The organism is Spirochaetota bacterium (assembly GCA_038043445.1).
GTDB lineage: Bacteria > Spirochaetota > Brachyspiria > Brachyspirales > JACRPF01 > JBBTBY01.
Window position 1 is genome coordinate 59794 of sequence record JBBTBY010000007.1, and the last position, 20476, is coordinate 80269.

Annotated in this window: 19 protein-coding genes; 10 read left to right on the forward strand and 9 right to left on the reverse strand. The window is 52.0% G+C overall.

The genetic code is table 11. From position 1 onward, the window contains the following. Positions 1-2: 2 nt before the first annotated feature. From AABZ39_01120 to AABZ39_01140, 5 genes are all read right to left on the reverse strand, one after another. Positions 3-1055 carry a hypothetical protein gene (locus AABZ39_01120; protein ID MEK6793346.1) on the reverse strand — a complete coding sequence of 351 codons (1053 nt, stop codon included), beginning with the start codon at positions 1053-1055 and terminating at the stop codon, positions 3-5. 117 nt (positions 1056-1172) lie between these two features. After that, positions 1173-1991, reverse strand: a complete 819-nt coding sequence (locus AABZ39_01125) for an AraC family transcriptional regulator (GenBank protein MEK6793347.1) — start codon at positions 1989-1991, stop codon at positions 1173-1175. Positions 1992-2050: 59 nt separating this feature from the next. Beyond that, on the reverse strand, positions 2051-4351 hold the full coding sequence (locus AABZ39_01130) for a FapA family protein (protein ID MEK6793348.1): 2301 nt from the start codon (positions 4349-4351) through the stop codon (positions 2051-2053). Between the two features lie 10 nt (positions 4352-4361). Then, positions 4362-5270, reverse strand: a complete 909-nt coding sequence (locus tag AABZ39_01135; protein MEK6793349.1) for an energy transducer TonB — start codon at positions 5268-5270, stop codon at positions 4362-4364. A gap of 115 nt (positions 5271-5385) precedes the next feature. Beyond that, the gene (locus AABZ39_01140; GenBank protein MEK6793350.1) at positions 5386-6321 is read right to left on the reverse strand and encodes a hypothetical protein; all 936 of its coding nucleotides are present in this window, start codon (positions 6319-6321) and stop codon (positions 5386-5388) included. A gap of 173 nt (positions 6322-6494) precedes the next feature. Here AABZ39_01140 and AABZ39_01145 point away from each other — a divergent pair, with 173 nt between their 5' ends. The 7 genes from AABZ39_01145 to AABZ39_01175 all read left to right on the forward strand — a co-directional run bounded on the left by AABZ39_01145 (position 6495) and on the right by AABZ39_01175 (position 13850). Continuing rightward, entirely contained in the window at positions 6495-7316 is an 822-nt protein-coding gene (locus tag AABZ39_01145; protein ID MEK6793351.1) for a sigma-70 family RNA polymerase sigma factor, read from the forward strand. Continuing rightward, complete coding sequence (locus tag AABZ39_01150; GenBank protein MEK6793352.1) at positions 7313-7816, forward strand: hypothetical protein; 504 nt, start codon at positions 7313-7315, stop codon at positions 7814-7816. Before AABZ39_01145 ends, AABZ39_01150 begins: the two co-directional genes overlap by 4 nt. Before the next feature lie 87 nt (positions 7817-7903). Next, positions 7904-9583, forward strand: coding sequence for a ribonuclease J (locus tag AABZ39_01155; GenBank protein ID MEK6793353.1), 1680 nt, complete (start codon positions 7904-7906; stop codon positions 9581-9583). A gap of 711 nt (positions 9584-10294) precedes the next feature. Then, entirely contained in the window at positions 10295-11995 is a 1701-nt protein-coding gene (locus AABZ39_01160; protein MEK6793354.1) for a hypothetical protein, read from the forward strand. Continuing rightward, positions 11979-12833, forward strand: coding sequence for a 4-(cytidine 5'-diphospho)-2-C-methyl-D-erythritol kinase (gene ispE / locus AABZ39_01165; protein ID MEK6793355.1), 855 nt, complete (start codon positions 11979-11981; stop codon positions 12831-12833). The genes AABZ39_01160 and ispE overlap by 17 nt, the downstream gene beginning before the upstream one ends. A gap of 23 nt (positions 12834-12856) precedes the next feature. Continuing rightward, entirely contained in the window at positions 12857-13126 is a 270-nt protein-coding gene (gene spoVG / locus AABZ39_01170) for a septation regulator SpoVG (protein ID MEK6793356.1), read from the forward strand. A gap of 61 nt (positions 13127-13187) precedes the next feature. Beyond that, positions 13188-13850 (forward strand): hypothetical protein, encoded by a 663-nt coding sequence (locus AABZ39_01175; GenBank protein MEK6793357.1) that lies wholly within the window; start codon positions 13188-13190, stop codon positions 13848-13850. Here AABZ39_01175 and AABZ39_01180 read toward each other — a convergent pair. Genes AABZ39_01180 through AABZ39_01190 form a run of 3 tightly spaced genes read right to left on the reverse strand, consistent with a single transcriptional unit; the run spans position 13843 to position 15939 of the window. Continuing rightward, a complete protein-coding gene (locus AABZ39_01180; GenBank protein MEK6793358.1) occupies positions 13843-14337 on the reverse strand; it encodes a DsrE/DsrF/DrsH-like family protein in 495 nt (164 codons plus the stop codon). The genes AABZ39_01175 and AABZ39_01180 overlap by 8 nt on opposite strands. A 35-nt stretch (positions 14338-14372) precedes the next feature. After that, the gene (locus tag AABZ39_01185; protein MEK6793359.1) at positions 14373-14687 is read right to left on the reverse strand and encodes a TusE/DsrC/DsvC family sulfur relay protein; all 315 of its coding nucleotides are present in this window, start codon (positions 14685-14687) and stop codon (positions 14373-14375) included. Positions 14688-14697: 10 nt separating this feature from the next. Next, positions 14698-15939, reverse strand: coding sequence for an FAD/NAD(P)-binding oxidoreductase (locus AABZ39_01190; protein MEK6793360.1), 1242 nt, complete (start codon positions 15937-15939; stop codon positions 14698-14700). A 127-nt stretch (positions 15940-16066) separates the two neighbouring features. On the opposite strand from AABZ39_01190, the gene argC reads away from it, so the two are divergent. The 3 genes from argC (at position 16067) to AABZ39_01205 (ending at position 19557) form a co-directional block, all read left to right on the forward strand. Beyond that, positions 16067-17122, forward strand: a complete 1056-nt coding sequence (gene argC, locus AABZ39_01195; protein MEK6793361.1) for an N-acetyl-gamma-glutamyl-phosphate reductase — start codon at positions 16067-16069, stop codon at positions 17120-17122. A 13-nt stretch (positions 17123-17135) separates the two neighbouring features. Then, positions 17136-17912 carry an AraC family transcriptional regulator gene (locus AABZ39_01200; protein MEK6793362.1) on the forward strand — a complete coding sequence of 259 codons (777 nt, stop codon included), beginning with the start codon at positions 17136-17138 and terminating at the stop codon, positions 17910-17912. 106 nt (positions 17913-18018) lie between these two features. Continuing rightward, positions 18019-19557, forward strand: a complete 1539-nt coding sequence (locus AABZ39_01205) for a sulfatase-like hydrolase/transferase (GenBank protein MEK6793363.1) — start codon at positions 18019-18021, stop codon at positions 19555-19557. Here AABZ39_01205 and AABZ39_01210 read toward each other — a convergent pair. Then, positions 19525-20367 (reverse strand): PocR ligand-binding domain-containing protein, encoded by an 843-nt coding sequence (locus AABZ39_01210; protein MEK6793364.1) that lies wholly within the window; start codon positions 20365-20367, stop codon positions 19525-19527. The two genes, AABZ39_01205 and AABZ39_01210, sit on opposite strands and share 33 nt — an antisense overlap. Between the last annotated feature and the right edge of the window lie 109 nt (positions 20368-20476).

Here is a 20476-nt window from a genome sequence, read left to right on the forward strand (position 1 = left end):
CCTTATGCTGCGTATACCAAGCCATGGAACATCCGTCCGTTCGTCGTTTCATCGGCCACTACTTTTTTGCTGAGCCCGATAAGCGGTATGCCCTTTTCAACAGTGGCACGGAATATCTCCTGCATATCGTTCAGGTGCGGCTGACTGAGATTGATCCCGTAGAGCTTATCCATTTTCGACATCGCGCCGATATAATGCGACCCCTTGCCGCAGAAATGTATCGCCCCGCCGCCGAACTCGTCGAATATACGCTGATCGTAGGGGCGTATGAATTCCTCATACTGCTCGGGTGAGAAATTCATCGCCGAATCGTTCCTGAGCATTACCGGCCCGCGGTGCATGAGCCCCCAGTGCACTGAAACACCATCCGTTCTCGGCGGGAAAAGCGCATGCCATTTTTTGAGGAAGATGATGTACGTTTCCGTGATGAGCGAAAGAAGGTCCTTGATGAACACAGGGTCATCGTACATATCGTAGAACACATTGCTCCCCCAGAGAAGCTCAAGCGTATCGATGGGTCCCTGCAGGTCGGGATGATACACGTGGATGTACTTCGCCATTTTCGGATACATTTTCATTATCTCGCGATATCGCTCCCCGACAGCGAACACCTTCGGCCCAAAACCTTTTGAAAGATCGGGCACCCCGGCGGCAAGCACCTTCTTTATCTCATCACGTGTCCCGAAATGCGTCGCCTGCGGCGAGCTGTCGTAATGGTCTTCCAGATGGACAATGGGGCAGCCGAATACGGATGCGAGTATGCCGGGACCGTAGTTGGAACGCACGTTCATTATTGCCGGTGCATCCTTTCCGTTGGCCAGCACCGATGAGCAGGCTGCGAATTCGCGGAGTATCATCTTCTCGTCGTCAGCGACCGCTTCGTTCATGCTGGCCTTCGGCCAGGCCAGGGTGGATGGCACAGCATACCCGCGTGCGGGAGAGAACACATCCCCGCGATACTTCCCGAGGGTAAAATCCTTCCACGCATTGAAATGTGCTTCCTCTTTTCCCGCGTCGATACGCGATTCGATATCATCGAGAAATGGTGTGAGCATAACGCCTCCAATGGTTATACAACTATCGCTATGAACAGCCGCTGATTCTACCGGTATACGGAAATAGCCTTACGGAAAACGGAAGTGATGTTTCACGTGAAACATCACTCTATCCCGCTACCGCTTCCCCCGAAATTCCGTCGGCGTCATGCCGGTTACTTTATTGAACGTCTCATTGAAATGAGAAACGCTGTCATACCCCGACCCGAACGCGATGGACAGCACACGATCATGCCCCTGTGTGAGAAGCTCTTTTGCGTGTTCAATGCGTATCGTTGTCAGATATTGGACGAAGGTGGCGCCGGTAGCGCGCTTGAACAGCTCTGAAAAGCGCCTGACCGAAAGCCCGCACATCGCCGCATATCGCTCCGGCGTAAGCTCCTCATGATAATTCGCAGCAATGTCGGAAAGCACCGACCGTACCCGTACATCACCCGCATGTTTTTCACCATCGTCTTCTCTCACGATGATCGCCGCCAGTTCGATCATGTATGCGCGGACGAGGTCATCCATGCCCTCGCGGTCGCTGCGCCGTTCCGCCATCATACGACGCATGAGCGTTTTCGCCCCTGCAACGGCAACAGGATCGTTCATAACGAATGGATTTTTTTCTGCACGTTGCGTCAACCGGACCGACAGCGTTCCGGACAGATACTCGTACCCGAACGTCACTATCATCTGGTTAAGCGGCTTTCCCTTCACATCGACCGCGCGATGGGGGACTTTGCCGTCCCAGAGAAGGAGTATCCCTGCTGATACATCGATCGCGCGTCCGGGGGGCGCTTCGTCAGCGGCTATCTCGTATTTCCCCTCGCCCCCGAGGACGATCCCTATTTCGTAACACTGGTGCGTATGATAATCCATCGCGAAATCGTCGGGATGAACACCCTCCCGTATCGCTATATCCGTCGGCCCGGTAATGACATCACGACGCATGAGTATGCCCCGCTTTGTTCGCTGCTGCGTCCGTTCCCGAATGTTTCACGTGAAACATCCTAGAGCCGGTAATCGATGCGCTTCTCGTCGCTGTTGAAAATGAGCGTCACCTTGCTCCGTTTGTCCGCTATGCGCATTTTCGTATGCCCTATCGCGACGTATACATCGGGGAACAGGTTCTCGTCGACCGTTATCGATGCTTCCGTCGAGTTATCCATCTTCTCGATGATGTCCGCTTCCTCGAGTTTGACGCGGTTGATGAGCGTGCGCAACTGGTTCTGTTTCTTGAGCGCGTCCGCGTAAATGCCGCGTATCTTCGGCGGAATGGCGGTGATATCGGGGTAACTTGCAAGTACGCGTCCGATGAGCTGTTGTATCTCGTAGAGATAGCGGGAATACCTGCTGTGCTCTTCCGCCAAAAGATCGAGATTCTTCTGCTGAAAGAAGTCGAGCCCGGTAAGTATATGCGTCCGTACACCAGCAGCATTCCCGATGTTCAGTGCATGAACGCCGGAACGCGAGCGCACTACCCCGCCGATGATGGTGCTCTTCCCTTTCTCCCCGGATACGTCGATACTTTTCCCCGCAATGATGCTGCTGTTGATGATGGCACGTACGACCTTCACGTCCCCTTTCGCTTCAACGGTCGAGCGCTCTATGAAGCGCGCAGCCACGTCGCCGCCCGCTCTCACAAAACCAATGTCCTTGGTAATGATGCCGTTGCCGACGATGACGTTCTGACCCGCGGTGACCTTCGCCCCGCCGATATTCCCTTTCACCGTGATAGTACCTTCCGCCTCTACGATAAAATCATCCTCGATGTTCCCGCTCACGGCGACGTCACCGGTAAAGTGTATGTTGCCGGTGCTCATATCCACGTTCTGCACGCTGTAGAGCGGAGAGACCGATATCGCGTCCGGGGTTATCGTCACTTGCCCCGCCGCCTGCGCGACATAGCTTATAATATCCGTTCTGTTGTCATGTTCCGCTGTTACGTTCTTCCCTGCAATGACCGCTATCGTTCTGCCGAGCTCCGCTTTAATGACCTCGCCGGTGACCGTTGTGCCGTCCGTCTCCGGAAATGTCGGCGGATACAGCGACGCAATATGCTCACCCTGCGTTACCGCAACGAGATCGCTTAAAAGGTCCTTATGCACGACCCGCAGTTCATCATCGATCACTTTTTTCTTGAGAACGATCTCTATCCTTCCGTCCTTTCCGTTCACGGCACTTTTGCCCTTCGCTATCTGCATCGACTTCACCTGTTCGCGAGTGGCATGCATCTTCATCGCCGCTTCAATGTTCCCATCGATGACACCGAATATGATCTTCATCTCGTCCATTTTTGCGAGTATTGCCGTTTTATCGACGAATGCCCCCGTTCCAAGCGGCGGCCATATATCAAGCATCGCTGACATACGGTCCGGCGTGAGCGATATCGAGAATTCGCCGTCAAGATACCGTCGAACCTCGATATGCCCGGGAAAAAGTACTGCTTCGCCGTCGGCAATGCTTACATATTCCTTTATCGTATTCTCGCCGTCTCGTACGGTGACATTCCCTTTATTGATGAACTTGAATTCCTCAACGATGCTGCAGGGAATTTCTTCGCCACGTACGTTCTTTCCGGCCCTGCCGGTAAAACCCGGATTCACCTGCGCAAGCACATCTCCTTTTCTGACCAGTGCGTATCGATAATCCTCTTCGGGAGGGATCTTCTCGGTATCCTTATAGCCTGTTCGTTTTCTATTGCTCTTGAACTCAACACAGTACTCTATCGAACCGCTCCTTCCGTGCTCCGGCGGTTCACCCTCTGCGAGGATAACGTCGGTTATAAGCGCTTTTTCCTTCTGCGCCCGGGCGACTATCGTCTGGAATGTCTCTGTTTTGATGCCGAAAACGACATTCGCGTTCTTCAGCGCCTGCGTGATCATGACAGCGGAGACAGGAATGCCGGCCCCTTCCGGCGGATACAATATCCCTTTTGCTGTCATCGTATCGTCGCTTACCAGTACTTCAACACGAGCATTCTTGTCGACAACGGCCAATTTCGCCGTCCATGACGCATCGACCTTCGGCCTGGGCGGCTGATAACTGTCAGGATGCGCGCTGTGCACATTGTCCGGGTCGAATACCTTGGAGAGCATTTCCTTCTTTGCAGAATAATCAACGCCCTGGATGCGGCTTCCCGCTTCTTTCGCGCGTCGATGCTCAAGCCTGTCGAGGTCCTCTGCGAGCGCCTTTGACTGTTCTTCCAGTTTTTTTATCTCATCGATAGATACCGATTCATCGGTATCGTCGCCGGCTTTTTCCGGAAGGATCGCTCCTAAATGCTTGCGCAAGCGTTCCGCTTCGTCCACACAGTTCCCCTTATTGTATCTCTTTTATCTTGAACGTGAACGGAATATAGAGCTTTCCTTCTCGGCCTTCATCACGCATAAGTTCATACGGCGGGGGCGATACCGGCGCCGCATACATCACCGCCTGTATGCACTGTATCTGGAAATTCTCCTGCTGCCGCAGTGACGGTTTCGAGACCGAAACGAATTCTATCTTCCCGCTGCCGTCAATGGAGAAAAGGATCTCCACCTCGTCGGTTTTCCGCAGGTTCATTATCGCCGCAAGGGATAACGATTTAAAGAACGATTCGCGTACACTGTTCACGAACTCGATGCAATATCCCGCATACGGCATCATTCTGCTGCCGAGCACGAGCTTCCCGTCATCGAGCGAGAAGCCGACCTTTATCTCTTCGTTCTCATCATACACGAACGGCATACGCCGGGCATGCATCTCTTCCTGACCCGGCTCTACGAGGACCGCCGCGGTATCCCCTTTCTGTTTGCCGACCGTGATATCACCCGGATCCTTTTTTTCTACTTTCTCCCCGCGCGGCTCGGTCCCTTTTTCCCCGCGAAGCGTTTCTACGATAAGGTCAGGGCGGGCTTCCTGGTCACGATCATGCGGCGACAGGAATACCTTTGTATTATCCCGCGCATATATATTGTAGCCGGTGCTCTTCGTTCGCTTCCCCGTTGACATGGTGTTCCTGTCGCTCACGAACGGTGTTCTCTTGTCAGGTATCATCTCTTTCGGCGCATCGGTGGAAAGGAGCACGGTCTCTTCTTTGTCGTCCGCTGTTTTCTGCGGCCGCTCAATAGAAAAGATGCGCCCGGCAATACTGTTGCCCCCGGCGAACGGAAAGAACAGCACGAAATGGAATATCACCGATATGCCGAAACCGATGATAAGCCGGATATTTTCATCCCCGATTTTCATATTTATATTATAGTGTTTCATGTACACTATTGCAAATTCCTAGTGTACATCCTGTCGGTCATGCCAATAAAAAAAGGCGCGGATACCCGCGCCTTTTCTGTTATGTTATTTTCAGCTAGAACGCAAGTGAGAGTCCCGCGTAGGCACTTAAGCCGCCGCTCAGAAGTCCATATTCAACCGCTACATCGACAACGAGCAAGTGGATCCCGCCGATGACACGAATGTCAAAAGGATCATATGCACCAAGCGCAGACGACGTGATCGTTGAAAGCGCCGAGAACGTAGTTCCCGCAAAATTGAACGATCCTTGTGCGGTAAGATCGGATTGTGCCGTTACGCCGCCGAAATTGAGCTCCGGGCCAATACCGACGAACGCACCGAACACGAACGGGATGTTCACGCCGGCAACCGCTTTTACCGAAATGTTATTGCCCGACCACGTCATTGTTTCGGTGAAGGTGTTCGTTACCCCGGCCGCATTCGTGGTATACTTTATACCGATGCCGCCGCCGGAATAATTATAGGCAACACGCGCGTCGACCCGTATCAAACCTGCAGGCAGTTCAAAGAACGTTTTGCGAACTTCGATGCCGAATGCCGATACACCGTTCACATTGAACATGAACCCGCCCGACAGGGGAATGCTCATCGTCGGGAAGTATCCGAAACGTACGCCAACATCAGTTTTGTCCAGAAAGGGAATAAATCCAGGCAAACCGATTTTCGCATAAAGCACATCATACGGGGCGGGTATGAGTGAAACGAGCGTATCGATGCTCGTGATGGAATTCGGTGCGCTGATAAGACTCATAAAGCCTGCGTTCCCGGCAATTCCAAGCCCAAGACCGATTTTCAAGCCGAAGAATTCCGTAGTGTTCGCAGGGGTGATGTTACCGGAACCGGTCATGAACCCATAGTTCTTCTTCGCAAGACCTGCGATCTGCCCGTTCAGTGTGTTCAGATCTGTAACGCTCGTGATGTTCGTTATCGTCGCCGCTGAAAGTATTCCCCCGGCTGTGATCGCCAGCAGGAGTGTTCTCAATATACGCATGATGTTACCTCCTCGTGCGTAGTTTCATATACTGTAGCCGCAATCACTATCGCTGTCAAGCGCGGCCATGGCGTTGCCCCCTGCTGTTTAATTCACTGTTTCCGCCGCCGGCTGTTGCATTTTTTTCCGCCTATGGTAATATCCGTTCGGGTTGCATATGAAAGGTGGTTATCATGGATAATGATTCGTCTCTCAAGGATATCGTTCTTCGGTATCAGGTAAGCCGTTCCCGCGATCTGCTTGCGGCGCTGCAAATGGCGCTCGCATCGTATATCTATCATTACCCGCGGAAAGTGTTCCATCGCGATCATGACGCTGCATCGGTGTTCTATCTCTATGTCTTTGAGCGCTTGGAGACCGTCGTATTGAAATTCGAGGACCATGGGTACCGTTTCACAACGTGGTTCACCGCAGTGCTGAGGAATCTGTATCTGAACCATCTGCGCACGCGCTCGGACGATGCTTCTGACAGGTCGCTGCCGCTCTCTGAAAATACCGCCGACAGCGTTCATGGCATGCCCGAGGATATTGCCCGGCATGAATGTTCGGAACAGGACACTCGCAGGGATAATATTCTTGCACGATTGAAGGACCGTTTCTCTGTTCGTGATTCGCTGCTGTTCCAGATGCATTTCCTTGAACTGTTCAAGGAAAGTATCGTGATCCCGCTTGCAGATCATCTTTCCCTGTCCGTGCACGGTGCACTGTCCGTCATTGAACGCGCTCGCCGCACATACCGCAAGCGCTATCTGCGGCTGCTTTCCCTGCAGGATACCTACACGCGCATATGCTCACGGGTAAAAAAAGAAGATGCGCCATCACGATCACTGCTTGCACGAAAGAACGGTCTTGCGCTTCGTATGGAACAGATACAGCTGACCGTTCCATTCCGCCATATCGCACGCGTGTTCTCGGTCACGCTCAACCTCGTATCGAAGGTCATCACTAAAATCCGTTCGTTCCTGCGTACACGAACATCACGGGAGGCGGCATGAACTGTTATTCTACTCCCGATCTGCTGCGTATGGTGGACGCAGGAAAACCGGATAATTCATTTCTCACCCATATCCGTTCCTGCACATCATGCGCGCATGCGTATGTATCGCTGACCTTCTCGATATCCGCGATGGACTTGCTCCCGGACTCGCCGCTGTTCGAAGACATACCCATGCCGTCAGCATCGCTTTCCCTTGCACCGCATGGTTTCGTCGTGAAACATGCCGGCGGTTTTTCGCTTGCCTCGCCGATACCGGTTCGTGGAAAACGGCGCAGTGCTGTTTCACTGATATCCGGGCCGGTCATCCTTGAACCGCTCGATCGATGCACGTTCCGCATCGTTATATCCTCTGTTCGCAGGTCCTGCACGCTTGTACGCGATAATGACGTCGTATATCGTACCGGTCAGCGCGATGAACGTGTTTTCATAAGCGATCTCTGCACGGGTTCATATCGATTAACGGTTGACGGCATTGCTTTTTCCTTTACTGTCGAGTAGCACCCGCAATTTACTTGACATTTTGTCGCTGTTTGCTAGTATAGATGGCAGTGATGCAAATCTGTCCCTCCATACATGGTTTCTCCATTGGATGACGCTGCTTCCCGAATACGTATCGTGCCGCTCGGCGGACTGAAAGAGATCGGCAAGAACATGCTCGTCATCGAGTACAACGATGACGTCATTGTTATCGACGCAGGTCTCATGTTCCCGAAGAACGACATGTTCGGCGTCGATTATGTCATTCCTGATATTTCCTATCTGCGCGATAAAAAGATCCTCGCGCTCATACTTACGCACGGGCACGAAGACCATATCGGTGCGGTAGCCCATATCATAGAAACGCTCGATGCCCCTGTCTATGGTACGCGCCTGACGCTTGCTTTTCTCAGGGAAAAGCTCATGGATGCGCATATCGACCTTGAAAAAATGAAATTCACCGAAGTACATCCCCGAGATGTGATAACACTTTCGAATTTAGAAATTGAATTCATCCATGTCAATCACAGCATTGTCGACAGTGTCGCTCTTGCCATAAAAACACCGCTCGGCACGATCATACACACCGGCGATTTCAAGATCGATCTCGAGCCCATTGACGGCAAACCCATCGATCTCTATAAATTCGCTGAATACGGTGAACGCGGCGTCCTTCTGCTCCTGAGCGACAGCACGAACGTTGAGAATTCGGGCTTCACGAGAAGTGAAAGCATCGTGAACAAAGAGCTCGAACATTTTCTTGCTATCAATTCCGGCATGATAATCGTGGCAACGTTCGCATCAAGCATTCACCGTATACAACAGCTCGTATCGGCCGCGCATAAAAATTCAAAATTCGTCACGTTTTCCGGACGCAGTCTGCTTCGGTATACCGAAATAGCCCGTTCGCTCGGACACTTGCATTTCCCTGACAGCACGGTCATCCCGATCGAGGATATCTCGAAATATCCCCGTGAAAAGGTTATCTGCATCACTACCGGAAGTCAGGGAGAACCGTATTCATCCCTTTCGCTTATCGCACAGGATGCTCACCGGCATGTAAAGATACGCAGCGGGGACGTTGTTCTTCTTTCTGCACGGATCATTCCCGGCAATGAGGTCTCCGTTAATTCGCTGGTGAATCATCTCTACGGCAAAGGTGCTGTCGTTATTGACGAAGATGATTATCATATCCATTCATCGGGACATGCGTCGAGTGAAGAATTAAAATTGATATACCGCCTCGTGAAGCCGCGCTATTTTGTCCCTATTCACGGGGAGAATCGTCATCTCATACGGCATGTCCGTACGATTGAACCTCTTGCTGATAAGAGGGAATCGATATTCCTCATGTTCAACGGCGATGTTCTTGAAATTACGCCGAATGGCGCGGCCGTCATTGATAATCTTGACCTTATCAACGTGTATGTCGATGGTAAAGGGGTCGGCGACATCAGTGAGCTGGTGATAAAGGACAGGCAGAAATTGGCCGCAAATGGGGTCGTTTTTGTATCCGCTTCGATAAATAAGGAGAATAATTCCGTTTCAGTGAATGCTGATATTGTCAGTCGCGGGTTCATTTTTTATGACGGTAAAACGAACGCCCTCGTCGAAAAAGGGAAGGATATCGTCGTAGAAACTATCGAAAATCTTGTGAAAAAAGGGAAAGTGAAATCCTCTATCCTGCAATATGAGACAAAATACATGCTGCAGCGTTTTTTCTTTAAAGAGATAGAACGCCAGCCCCTTGTTGTTGTAACCATAAATGAAAGCAAATTCAGCGAATGAATTCACAAAAAACGGGATAAAGAGCGAGAATTTAGATATCTGCTTTATTAACAAGTGAACAAGATATCAACATTGATGAATTCTATAGCTTCTCCATGCTTTGTTCCAGTTTTCCCTAATTATCAGTAGTATTTATATATAAGTGATTGTTGTTGTTTCTCGTTTTTGTTGATATCGTTGTTTTGCCCGGATTATACTGGTACATTTACCTGTTTCTTTACGTATAAGTCGTTGAAAGAAGGCAAGGAATAACAACCCAATCCGTGTAACAGTAAGAGTCAAATTCAAAAAAACACGAAATTTCACAGAAAGAACAGGATATCAACAGATTGATAAACAAGAAAATGTCTTGCATTTTAACAGGTATGCGCTATTATCGCACGGGCTTCATGAATCGCACAATGGAAGTAACATGCGATGCGTCGAATAGCGTTCGGCATAATAATTGCGATATTGGTCTTTACCGCTGCGTTCGTTGGCAGCTCAGTATATCTGCTCGTCGACCCGACATACCGTAAATATGAAGCCTCCTTGTCAAAAAAAGGTGACATTGCGAAAAAAGGCGACTTTACGACGGATAAAAAAAGGTATCTACGGTATGAAACGGTCTTTTTTACACTAACAAGTGAAACACCGATACAAGAACCGGTCGTAAAAATATATCGGGGACGAAAGATCATTACTTCAAAGATCAATGGCCGTGCTGTAAAAATGCGCTTTGATCCGGGGAGAAAGGCATATGAGGCGCGATGGTTCTCTCCACTCGCCCCTGCACTCGGGGACTATGATGCCGTGTTGTCGTATCGAAAGGCCGGCAATGAAGAGTTTCGGCATACGGTATTTTCCATCGAGGGAGCAAAAGCGAAGAATACGAACACGCCCATCTCATTCGTTACGCTCGAAGCGCTCGGACATCTTCTTCTGCAGAGCAATTATATCGGAATTGATAACACCGAAGGGGATTGGCGCAATCTCGTTACGGTCGCGAAATTCATGGGTGCTGATGTTTTCGCGGCGAATGTCGGGGAGACGACAGGTACCTCGCCGTTCCTGTCGGCGACGAACGTATGGAACAAGGAGAAGCTTAATTACCTCACGACACTCGCAGGTGAGGTCAAACGGGAGAACATGCAATTCGGCGCATGGCTGCATTCGTTCTTCATTCAATTTCCCGGTAATGATATCCCCAATTGGCTCGATCGTGCGCGTGCGAGGAACAAGGATTTTTTCCGGCTCGGATACAGCCCCTCGCTGAAATATGAGAATGATGCGGGCGAATTCACGGCGGATTGGCATTGTTCGCTCATCGATGACAAGCGTATCCGCGATATGACTGCGCTCACTGCGATGCTTAATCGGGACCCCAATGTCGATGCGATCGGCCTTGATTATATACGCGCGCTGCCGCCTGGCGGGCTTGAGCTCGTTGATGATTTTGTGAACGAGATGTGGATAGAGAAACCCGAAGGATACGATTCCTGGACGAAAGACCAGAAAATGCTCTGGCTGCTCAGAAAACGGCGTGATGAATACATGCACGCATGGCGGTACTATAAAGCGCAGAAGGAAGCACAGATCGTGAAGCGTGTGAGACAGGACGCGCGGGTGAACAAAGACCTCTGGGTGTTCAATCTCGGCTGGGCGCACGGCATCGAGCATGGTCAGGACCCGCTGATGTTCCTTGACGGCGGTGCCGATTATAATTTCATCATGCTCTATGAAATTCCCGAGGCTCGCGACTATGATTATCTCGGCGGGCAGTGGGGCAGCTATATCAGCGGTAATGATATCAATATTGTCGTGGGGAACACGGTCGATACGCCGCTGCTCCGTTCGGATGAATTGAACCCAGTGGAGGAATACACGCGGCGCATGCATTATGCCGTGTATGATCTGCTCAAGGAAGGGCACCCCCGCGGTGTGTTCTTCCATGACATTTGGCGGGCGAATTTCGGGCGCACCGGCGAATTCCCCGCGATGGAATGGATAGTCGCCGGCGGAATGGCGTTCAGTGATCTGAAGGCGGCGTACAAATTGGTTCCTATTACGACGGAGATACACTTCGACCGCGAGCGATCGAGCGATTACAAGGTGAGTGCGTCGCTTGAGATCATGAACGTCACGGGCAGCACGATCGGGCCGTTCACGGTTTCCGTTGTGCCAACGCCTGCGGTACGCTCCGTGTCGAACAGAACGATATCGTCGCTCACGGCGGGACAGACCATATCGATACCGTTCATGATACCCGTACGCGACCGCGACGAGACACGCCGCTATGCGATGATACCGTTCGTAGTGACCTGGAGCGAGAGCGATCACACAAAGCGCCTTTTTGACTACCGGTATGTACGGATGCGGTACGGGGCCGTGCTCCCCTCCTCGCTCAGGAATACGGATGAAGATCAGCATTGAAGCACCCTGCAAGATAAATCTCTTTCTTGACATAATTGAGAAGCGCCCCGATGGGTATCATGCCATAGAAACCGCTTTCCATACTATCGGGCTATGCGACCGCATATCACTGAAGGATGCTGAAAGAACGACGCTTTCCGTTTCAGGGCGTTACGCCGCATTGACCGGGGACCCCGAGAACAACCTGATCATGAAGGTATATCGGTTTTTTTCAGAGGAGTACGACTTTGACCGCCCGCTCGCTATCGATCTGGAGAAGAACGTACCGGTCGGTGCCGGGCTCGGCGGCGGATCATCCGATGCCGCGCATATCATCATGGCGTTGGATCGCATCGGCACTCTCGGTCTCGATGCCGCTACGATGTCCGCTATCGCCGTGCGTTTCGGCGCCGATGTACCGTTCTTCATCAACGGCGGTTTTGCCTGGGGAAGCGGTATCGGCGAGGTTCTGACGCCGTATCCGAACAGACTTTCCGGGTATGCGGTGATAGCGTATCCACGCATCGCGATCGCCACAAAGGATGCATACCAAATGATGTCCCCGGCTGATTTTAACCGAGGGAACATGGCTGCATTTCAAGCATCGTTGAACGGCCCGGTGGACAAAATCGATAAAATGTGCTATAATATATTCCAAGAAGTTCTCCTTAAAGGGAACGATGAGCTTGCGCGAGCGAAGAAGGCCATGGAGCGGACGGCATCCGCTGAGGCACATCTGAGCGGTTCGGGTTCAGCGTTCTTTTTCCTGTTCGACACTCGCCGGAAGGCAACCCTTGTTCATCACGCATTGACGGACGGATGTGCGAACATTGATGTGTTCCTCGCGCCGCTTGCGTGATACTCTGCTCACAGGGGGCGCACATGCAGGTCACCGAAGTTCGCATCAAAAAGGTCGATGGTGAGGGCCGACTGAAGGCGTATGCCTCAGTGACGTTCGACGATGTATTCGTCATCCACAATGTAAAGATCATCGAAGGGACGCGCGGCATTTTCGTCGCTATGCCGAGCCGCCGTGTCGGGAACGGCGAGTATAAGGATGTCGTTCATCCATTGACCACGACGTTCCGAAATACGATACAGGAATCCGTCATTAGCGCGTACGGCAAGGATGACGGGACATTCGAGCAATAAGTCACCGTTCCCGTAATTGATATCTCTGTACTTTTTTCCCTGCTGCGATAGTATGGTCGCAATGATAAAGTCCTTCCGTATCCTATGCCTTCTGTGCTTTTCTGCGTACGCACAGACAAATGATGTCCAGAACATCGGTGAACGCTATTTTCAACTGCCGGAATTCTACGCAGCACTTGCACGTTCTTCGCCCACGAACGCGGCGGTATATTCCCGGTTCAGCAATGCCATATGCGAATTCCTCGCACCGAGCGAGTGGGAAAACGTGCGAAGGGCCATTGTGCCGCGAGGAGGAGCATACCCGACGAAAGGGCTCGCGCACCTTGCAGTGAAGAATCGAGTCCTCAAAAGGACGATGCAGAGCAATGACTGTGATGTACTGATCTATCAGGCGGAACGGGTGAACGAGTATGATAATTTCCCATTTCTTATCTGGGACGATACGATACAAAGGGATGATATCGCGGATTTTTTACGTCAATTCACCATCACGAACCAAACGGTAGAAAGCCTTTCAAATCGCTTCGCCGAACTTGCCGGTTCATCTGTTTCGGTAGTACTTGCTTCGGAGATAGAATTCAGTATCAGCGTGAGAACGATCACGTCAAATGAGCAGAGGATAACAGCGGTACATGAACGACTCATGAACGCGGCATTGACATTGTCCCCGAGCGGACGATCGAAACGTCCGTCGGCCGGGATGGATAAAAAAGGTATCAGGTGAAGATTATCTCGCCGCCGGCAGCTTTTTCATAGAACGTACCGACATTGATGATCGCCTCGACCTGCGGGCAGAAATCCTCTTTCTTATAACCGAACATATCGACCGTCGCTTTGCAGGCGTAGAAGCGGACGCCGGCATCATGGCACATTTCGACGAATTCCGGCACGGGGGGTATATCGAGCTTGTCCATTTTTTTCCGGAAGAACCACGTTGCGAACGCCTGCATGCCGGGGAGCATTCCCATCAGTGTCGGTACGCGGATACCGCCCTTCGGCGGAAAATACATACCGGGATTTCCCACGGTGGATACGGCGATACGACCCATGCGCGCTTTCACAATGGCGTCAAGTCCGAAAAAGGTGAAGAACAAATTCGCTTCTATCCCTTCCATACGGGCGCCGTTCGCCATGATAAGTCCCGGGTACACACCCTCTATCGAGCCTTTTGAAACGACTATCGAGACCTTTTTGATCTTTCCTTCAGCCATAATTCACTCCTTGATCGGATATTCGGGACGAATGATCAGACACAGCCGGCCGGTTTTTTAAGCCCGGCTATCTTTGCCGCCTTTTTCGCCGGTCCGCCCGGGAACAATTCATACAGTTCTTTTGTCGTAACAACACCGCTTTTATTCATGGCACGTATCGTGGGAGGTTCTCCGTTCTTTTTCGTTTCCGCCTGCATGAACGTGATCACGTTCCAATGCCTGTCCGTGAGTGCGATGCCTTCTTCCTTTGCTATCGCTTCCCCTACCTCTTTGCTCCATTCCGCCGGATCGGTCATGAAACCTTCTTCATCGACATTGACCGTGCGTCCGCCGATAGATTTTGTCGCCATACAAGCCTCCTTATTTCTGCACGGCCGGAAATTGTTTTCCCGCCCGGCTCATTCTTCTCGGTATGAACGGTATCGGAATGCCTTTCAGCAGCATATTCCAGTATATCCATTCGAACGCGAGCTTGCCGAAATGATTGAGCGGACTTTCCGAAAGGAGCGTGAGCGGACCTATCGGCAGCGGGAAAAGGCCCGGTACCGGTTCCTGCTCATAATTGAAATCGATAAGGATACCCTTGCCGTATCCCGTTTCGATGAAGCAATTCGCGTGTCCGTCGAACGACGGTGCCAAAGGGACACCGGTTATGAAATGCAGGATGTTCTCGAGCACGGTTTCCGCCTCGAAATGAACGACCGAACCCGCTTTCGATGCCGGTACATTGGTCGCATCCCCAATGACGAAAACATTCGGGAACTGCTTCGATACGAGCGTGTTATTGTCGGTCGGGACGAAACGAAGATCATCGCCGAGCCCCGAGCGCTCGATCACTTCGCTCCCTTTGTTCGTGGGAACGGTGACGAGCATGTCATACGGTATTTCACGGCCGTTATAGCCGATGAGCTTTTTCGCATCGGCATCGATACGCTCCGTACCGAAATCCGCGACGATATCGATATGTTTCTTTTCGATGAGCGAACCAAGCATTTTTGCTGCGATCGGCTTTGTAAAGGCGCCCGACAGGGGCGTAACGAAGGTGATGCGCACATCGTTGCGTATCTTCTTCCTGGAAAAATACCAGTCAGCGAGAAAGATGAATTCCAGTGGGGCTATGGGGCACTTTATCGGCATTTCATTCACATGCATGACGATGCTGCCGCCGGTGAATGAAGGGAGCACCGATGCAAGAGAAAGGGCGCCCTCATACGTATAGAAATCGAAGATGGTTTTACCGTAGCCATCGAGCATGCCGGGTGTTTCATCCATTGCTATCGTGCATCCGCTTGCAATGACAAGGACATCATAGGGCAGCGTCTGTCCCCCGGCGAGGGTTATCTGCTGAGCCTTTGCATCGATGAATACCGCGTTCTCTGCGATGAATTGCGCGCGGCGGGGAAGATAATCCGCTTTTGGGCGGCGCACCTGTTCTTTCGTGTACATGCCGAAGGGGACGAAGAGAAAACCAGGCTGATAGTAATGATCCATGTCGCCGTCGATCACGGTCAAGTCCCAAGCGGCGGGTGGCAGATGTTTCGCGAGCAGGTTGGCCATGATGGTGCCGCCGGTGCCTGCGCCGAGAATAAGCATGTGCTTCATAGATGATCCATCCCGTGGTTCGTTCGGTGAAATTGTAATAAACCATGGTGATATTGTCAAATGGCGACGACGATTGCATTTTTATCAGCGGTCGGTATAATTCGTGCATTCATCGACAAGGACAGCTATGAAGAGATCGATAACAGCGGCTATTATCGGTGCCACCGGGTACGGCGGCGTCGGCGCCATTGAGATACTCGTACGGCATCCGAACGTGACAATAACATCGCTCCATGCGGTCGCCGATGTGGGAAAACGCATCGATGAGGTATATCCGCATCTTACCGGTGTGTGCGACAAAGTGATACAGCCGGCCGATGCGCCGATAAAAGCAGATGTCGTTTTTTTCGCGACACCGGACGGCGTCGGGATGAAGGAAGCGCGTACGTATGTAAAGGCCGGCTCGCGTATCATCGATTACAGCGGTGATTTCCGGTTCAATACACCGGCATTATACGCGCAGTATGCGGCGCGCATCGGGAAAGAAACAACGCATGCGGCGGAAGATCTTCTCGCATCGAGCGTATACGGCCTTGCCGAACTGCATCGCGATGAGATAAAGAACGCCGCTATTGTCGGCAACCCCGGGTGTTTCGCGGTGAGCGCGATACTCGGTGCAGCCCCTGCGGTAAAAAGCGGCATCATCGACACGAAGACGATGATCTTTGACGCGAAAAGCGGTGTGTCCGGCGCGGGCAAGAAAGTGAACCCTATCTATCATTATCCGCATCGGTATGAGGAAATGAATGCCTATAAAATAGGTAAGCATCAGCACGTGATGGAAGTTGAACGGGAACTTTCTGCGGCAGCAGGGAGCGACATTACGGTAACATTCACCGCGCAGGTATTCCCCGTCGTCCGGGGCATCATGACGAGCGTATATGCGCGGCTGAACGAAGGCGTGACGTATGAGAAGGCGCTTGATGTATTTAAATCATTCTATGCGAACGAGCCGTTCGTGACCGTGTACGGCGAAAAAGAATCGGTCGGCAACCGTTCTGTGCGCGGGAGCAATCGCTGCGCCGTATGGGTCAATGTCGATCGGCGGACGAACACGCTCATCATCCTGTCGCACATAGACAATCTGCTCAAGGGGCAGGCGGGGAGCGCCGTACAGAACATGAACATCATGATGGGGCTGCCGGAGACCGAAGGGCTTACCTTCATCGGCTCCTATCCGTGATGCGGCATTCTCGATGAACATTGCATCGAGCATTGTCCGCGTCATTCCGCGTCAGACGGGGTTGTTGACCTGCGGGGAGACGTGGGAAGTGCGCGAGACGGCAAGCTGTCTGTTCCATCGCATGAAATACATATACGGCGGAACGGCGTTCTATGAGAGCGAGACGACGAAAGCGATGGGGCTCAAGCACGGGCATCTGTATCTCTTCCCGTCGAACAAGCCGTATCACCTGTTCCATGACACGCGCGACAGGATACACTGTCTGTGGTTCCACATCACGCTCGATCCGGATATCACGAACGAGTACATTGAATTCCCGATACAGAACGGGTCCATAGCCTTTCACCTGATACAAGTGCTCGAAAAACTCGTCGGTTCCGGTTCGGCATCCGTCGATTCCTTATCGGCGCTCGTGAAGGAGCTCCTTGTCTCATGTGCTCCGACCGCCGGGTTTTCATTCATCAATGACGCGCGCGTTCTCAAAGCGGTCAATGCCATCCATGATAATTATGCCGCATCGCTTTCGCTCGAACGTCTTGCGGGTATTGTCGGCGTGAACAAGTACTATTTTGTCCGGCTGTTCCGCACTGCGGTCGGTGTCGCCCCCATGCAATACCTGCTCCAGTACCGTATCCGCTGTGCGAAGGAAATGCTCAATCAGGACCTGCCGGTAAAAGAGGTGGCAAAGAACACCGGCTTTAACGATGAGAAATTCTTCAGCAAGATATTCAAGAAATATGAGTCGGTCTCACCTCGGGATTTCAAGAAGCTCAGGATGAACGCGCCGTAGAGAGACATTTCGTTCCAAATGAAAGGGCGCAAATTCATAATCCATGCGCTTTACCAAAACCGCGGCAGGCAGTAGTATTGACCATACCCGAAAAGGATACACGACCATGGCACGAAAGCCCAACATCGTCATTATAATGACCGATCAGCAGCGATACGATTCAATTCGTGCGAACGGCAATTCGAGCGTGCATACACCCGGTCTCGATGCGCTCGCTGCGAGCGGCGTTACCTTCGAACGGGCATACGCCAATTGCCCCGAGTGTGTGCCTGCGCGGCATGAGGTCATTTCCGGTTTGAGCGCACTGCGCACCGGCGTGCTCTCGAACGCAGTGGGGACGCTCGATCCCCAAACGCCGACGCTCATGAAGGTGCTCCGTGAGAACGGGTATCACACGCAGGCGATAGGCAAGATGCACTTTAAGCCCACACGCGAACATTTCGGTTTTCATGGTATGAAACTCTCCGAAGAAGGCGCGAAGGCCGACGGCAATGATGAGCATATGGAATATCTCAAGCGTCTGGGATATGTCGAGCATGTACCCGAAGTGAACGGCATGCGCAGTCATATGTATTACATCCCGCAGGTGTCACAGCTGCCGAAGGAACATCATTCGACGCATTGGATAGCCGATGAATCGATAAAATATATCGATGAGAAGGCGAGATCGAATGAGCCGTTCTTCCTCTTTACCTCGTTCATTCAGCCGCATCCGCCGTTCGACGCGCCGACGCCGTATCAGTACAAATATGCGCCCAATGAGATGCAGCCGCCCGTCATGGGAAAGTATGATAATGCGGAGCACTATAATTACTGGCAGATACGGCAGAACCTGTATAAGTGCAACATCCAGGACCCGTACTTCCTCAAGACGATGCGTGCGTTCTATCACGGCACGGTGAAATTCGTCGACGACATGATAGGGAGGATCATTGACGCGATTGCGAAGAACGGCATGCGGGAAGATACGATAATATTCTTTGTTTCAGATCACGGTGAGTCGCTGGGAGATCACGGCTGCTTCGGAAAGCGATCATGGTTCGAAGGTCCCGCGCGCATACCGTATATCTTTTCGCGCCCGGGGCATATCGCTGCCGGTGTTCGCAACGGCACGCTCGCGGGGCATACCGATATCATGCCCACGCTCCTGTCGCTCGCGGGTATCGGGCATGACTGTCACACCGACGGTATCGATCTGTCGCGTGCGATGAACGATGGCGCAAAGGTGCGCGATACGCTCTTCGGTGTACTGGATTTCGGACCGAAGAACGGGAGTCTTCATGCCGTCATTACCGATGAGTGGAAATATATGTTCTCGACGGCGGACGGCAGGCGGACACTCGTCAATTACAGGAAAGATGCTTCCGAGTGCGAACATTTCGAGTATGACGCGGCATACTCGGACATCATAGGCGGATGTGAAGCGAAGTTGCATGAACAGTACGAAAAGTTCGGTGTCGCCGACCGATATTTTTCCGGGAAGGAACTCATCGACCTCGATCTTCCCATCGCCAGAGAGATACGCGAGCTGTATCTGCATCCGGAGAACGCTTCGAACAAGGGGCGTATCTTCCAGCTGCCGACATGGTTCCCGCCCGCAAAGGCAATGGCTTCACGTATCTCCGACTTTGACCGTATCTTTTAGAGGAGATCGCTTCTCCGCCGCATATGCCCGGGGAGATACGCCGAATTTCTTCTTGAACGCCTTTGAGAAATGGAATTCATCGTAGAACCCGAATTGCCGCGCCGTTTCAGCAGATCGTTTTCCGGCGAGTATCTGTTCGGCTGCGCGCCGCAATTTCCTGTCCATGATATACGCACGGGCGGTAACGCCGAATTCCTTCACGAAATAGTGGGAGATGAAAGACGGCGAGCGGTCGACCGCCTTCGCCATATCGGCAATGCCGATACGACGAGATCCGTTCGCATCGATATACGACAACAGCGTTTCCATCCATTGCCGTGCCTTGTGACGCACGAGCTCACGGACGATGATGTGCTCGCTCACATACTTGAGCATGCGGGCGATATCGGCGAGACGTTCCCGGCTGAGTGACGGGAGCATGCGATAATACCGGCGTTCGTATGCGTCGCCGAAGCTCGGCGAGCGTGATCCCCTGATGCGCACCTGTCCGAACACAATGGCGCCGAGATACACACCCCGCGTATCGGAAAGCGGTATTATCCCTTCTGCGAGCCCGCGATGACAATGATAGATATGGATATCCTTCGTTCTTTGTGCGATGAGAAGGTTCCGCTTATCGCAGGCGATGCATCGCGCGTTCATCGCTGTGTCGCGCCGAATGAAGCTGCAGTATTTCGACATTCCTTTGATATCGAAATAACCGACCTCGCCGTCCGCCATGTCGAAGAACGTTATGCGTATATCGAAGAGACGGTGCAGGAGCGAAAGGAGATCGTTCATCTGCTGCGATTCGATGAAGTACCTGACCATGGGAGAAAGTATAATCAAATCACAGGTAAAATCAAGCTGGTATAACTGCCTGTATATACATGTATTTGCAGAAGCGTACATTCACTGAAAGCACGCTTATGGCTATGGT

Excerpts from the sequence above, each read along its gene's own strand:
- AABZ39_01175 (MEK6793357.1), top strand. The coding sequence starts at position 13,188 with ATGATAAAGTCCTTCCGTATCCTATGCCTTCTGTGCTTTTCTGCGTAC.
- AABZ39_01140 (MEK6793350.1), bottom strand. The coding sequence starts at position 6,321 with ATGCGTATATTGAGAACACTCCTGCTGGCGATCACAGCCGGGGGAATA.
- AABZ39_01180 (MEK6793358.1), bottom strand. The coding sequence starts at position 14,337 with ATGGCTGAAGGAAAGATCAAAAAGGTCTCGATAGTCGTTTCAAAAGGC.
- AABZ39_01135 (MEK6793349.1), bottom strand. The coding sequence starts at position 5,270 with ATGAAAATCGGGGATGAAAATATCCGGCTTATCATCGGTTTCGGCATA.
- AABZ39_01120 (MEK6793346.1), bottom strand. The coding sequence starts at position 1,055 with ATGCTCACACCATTTCTCGATGATATCGAATCGCGTATCGACGCGGGA.
- argC (MEK6793361.1), top strand. The coding sequence starts at position 16,067 with ATGAAGAGATCGATAACAGCGGCTATTATCGGTGCCACCGGGTACGGC.
- AABZ39_01160 (MEK6793354.1), top strand. The coding sequence starts at position 10,295 with ATGCGCTTTGATCCGGGGAGAAAGGCATATGAGGCGCGATGGTTCTCT.
- AABZ39_01145 (MEK6793351.1), top strand. The coding sequence starts at position 6,495 with ATGGATAATGATTCGTCTCTCAAGGATATCGTTCTTCGGTATCAGGTA.
- AABZ39_01150 (MEK6793352.1), top strand. The coding sequence starts at position 7,313 with ATGAACTGTTATTCTACTCCCGATCTGCTGCGTATGGTGGACGCAGGA.
- spoVG (MEK6793356.1), top strand. The coding sequence starts at position 12,857 with ATGCAGGTCACCGAAGTTCGCATCAAAAAGGTCGATGGTGAGGGCCGA.
- AABZ39_01205 (MEK6793363.1), top strand. The coding sequence starts at position 18,019 with ATGGCACGAAAGCCCAACATCGTCATTATAATGACCGATCAGCAGCGA.
- AABZ39_01125 (MEK6793347.1), bottom strand. The coding sequence starts at position 1,991 with ATGCGTCGTGATGTCATTACCGGGCCGACGGATATAGCGATACGGGAG.
- AABZ39_01190 (MEK6793360.1), bottom strand. The coding sequence starts at position 15,939 with ATGAAGCACATGCTTATTCTCGGCGCAGGCACCGGCGGCACCATCATG.
- AABZ39_01200 (MEK6793362.1), top strand. The coding sequence starts at position 17,136 with ATGAACATTGCATCGAGCATTGTCCGCGTCATTCCGCGTCAGACGGGG.
- ispE (MEK6793355.1), top strand. The coding sequence starts at position 11,979 with ATGAAGATCAGCATTGAAGCACCCTGCAAGATAAATCTCTTTCTTGAC.
- AABZ39_01185 (MEK6793359.1), bottom strand. The coding sequence starts at position 14,687 with ATGGCGACAAAATCTATCGGCGGACGCACGGTCAATGTCGATGAAGAA.
- AABZ39_01210 (MEK6793364.1), bottom strand. The coding sequence starts at position 20,367 with ATGGTCAGGTACTTCATCGAATCGCAGCAGATGAACGATCTCCTTTCG.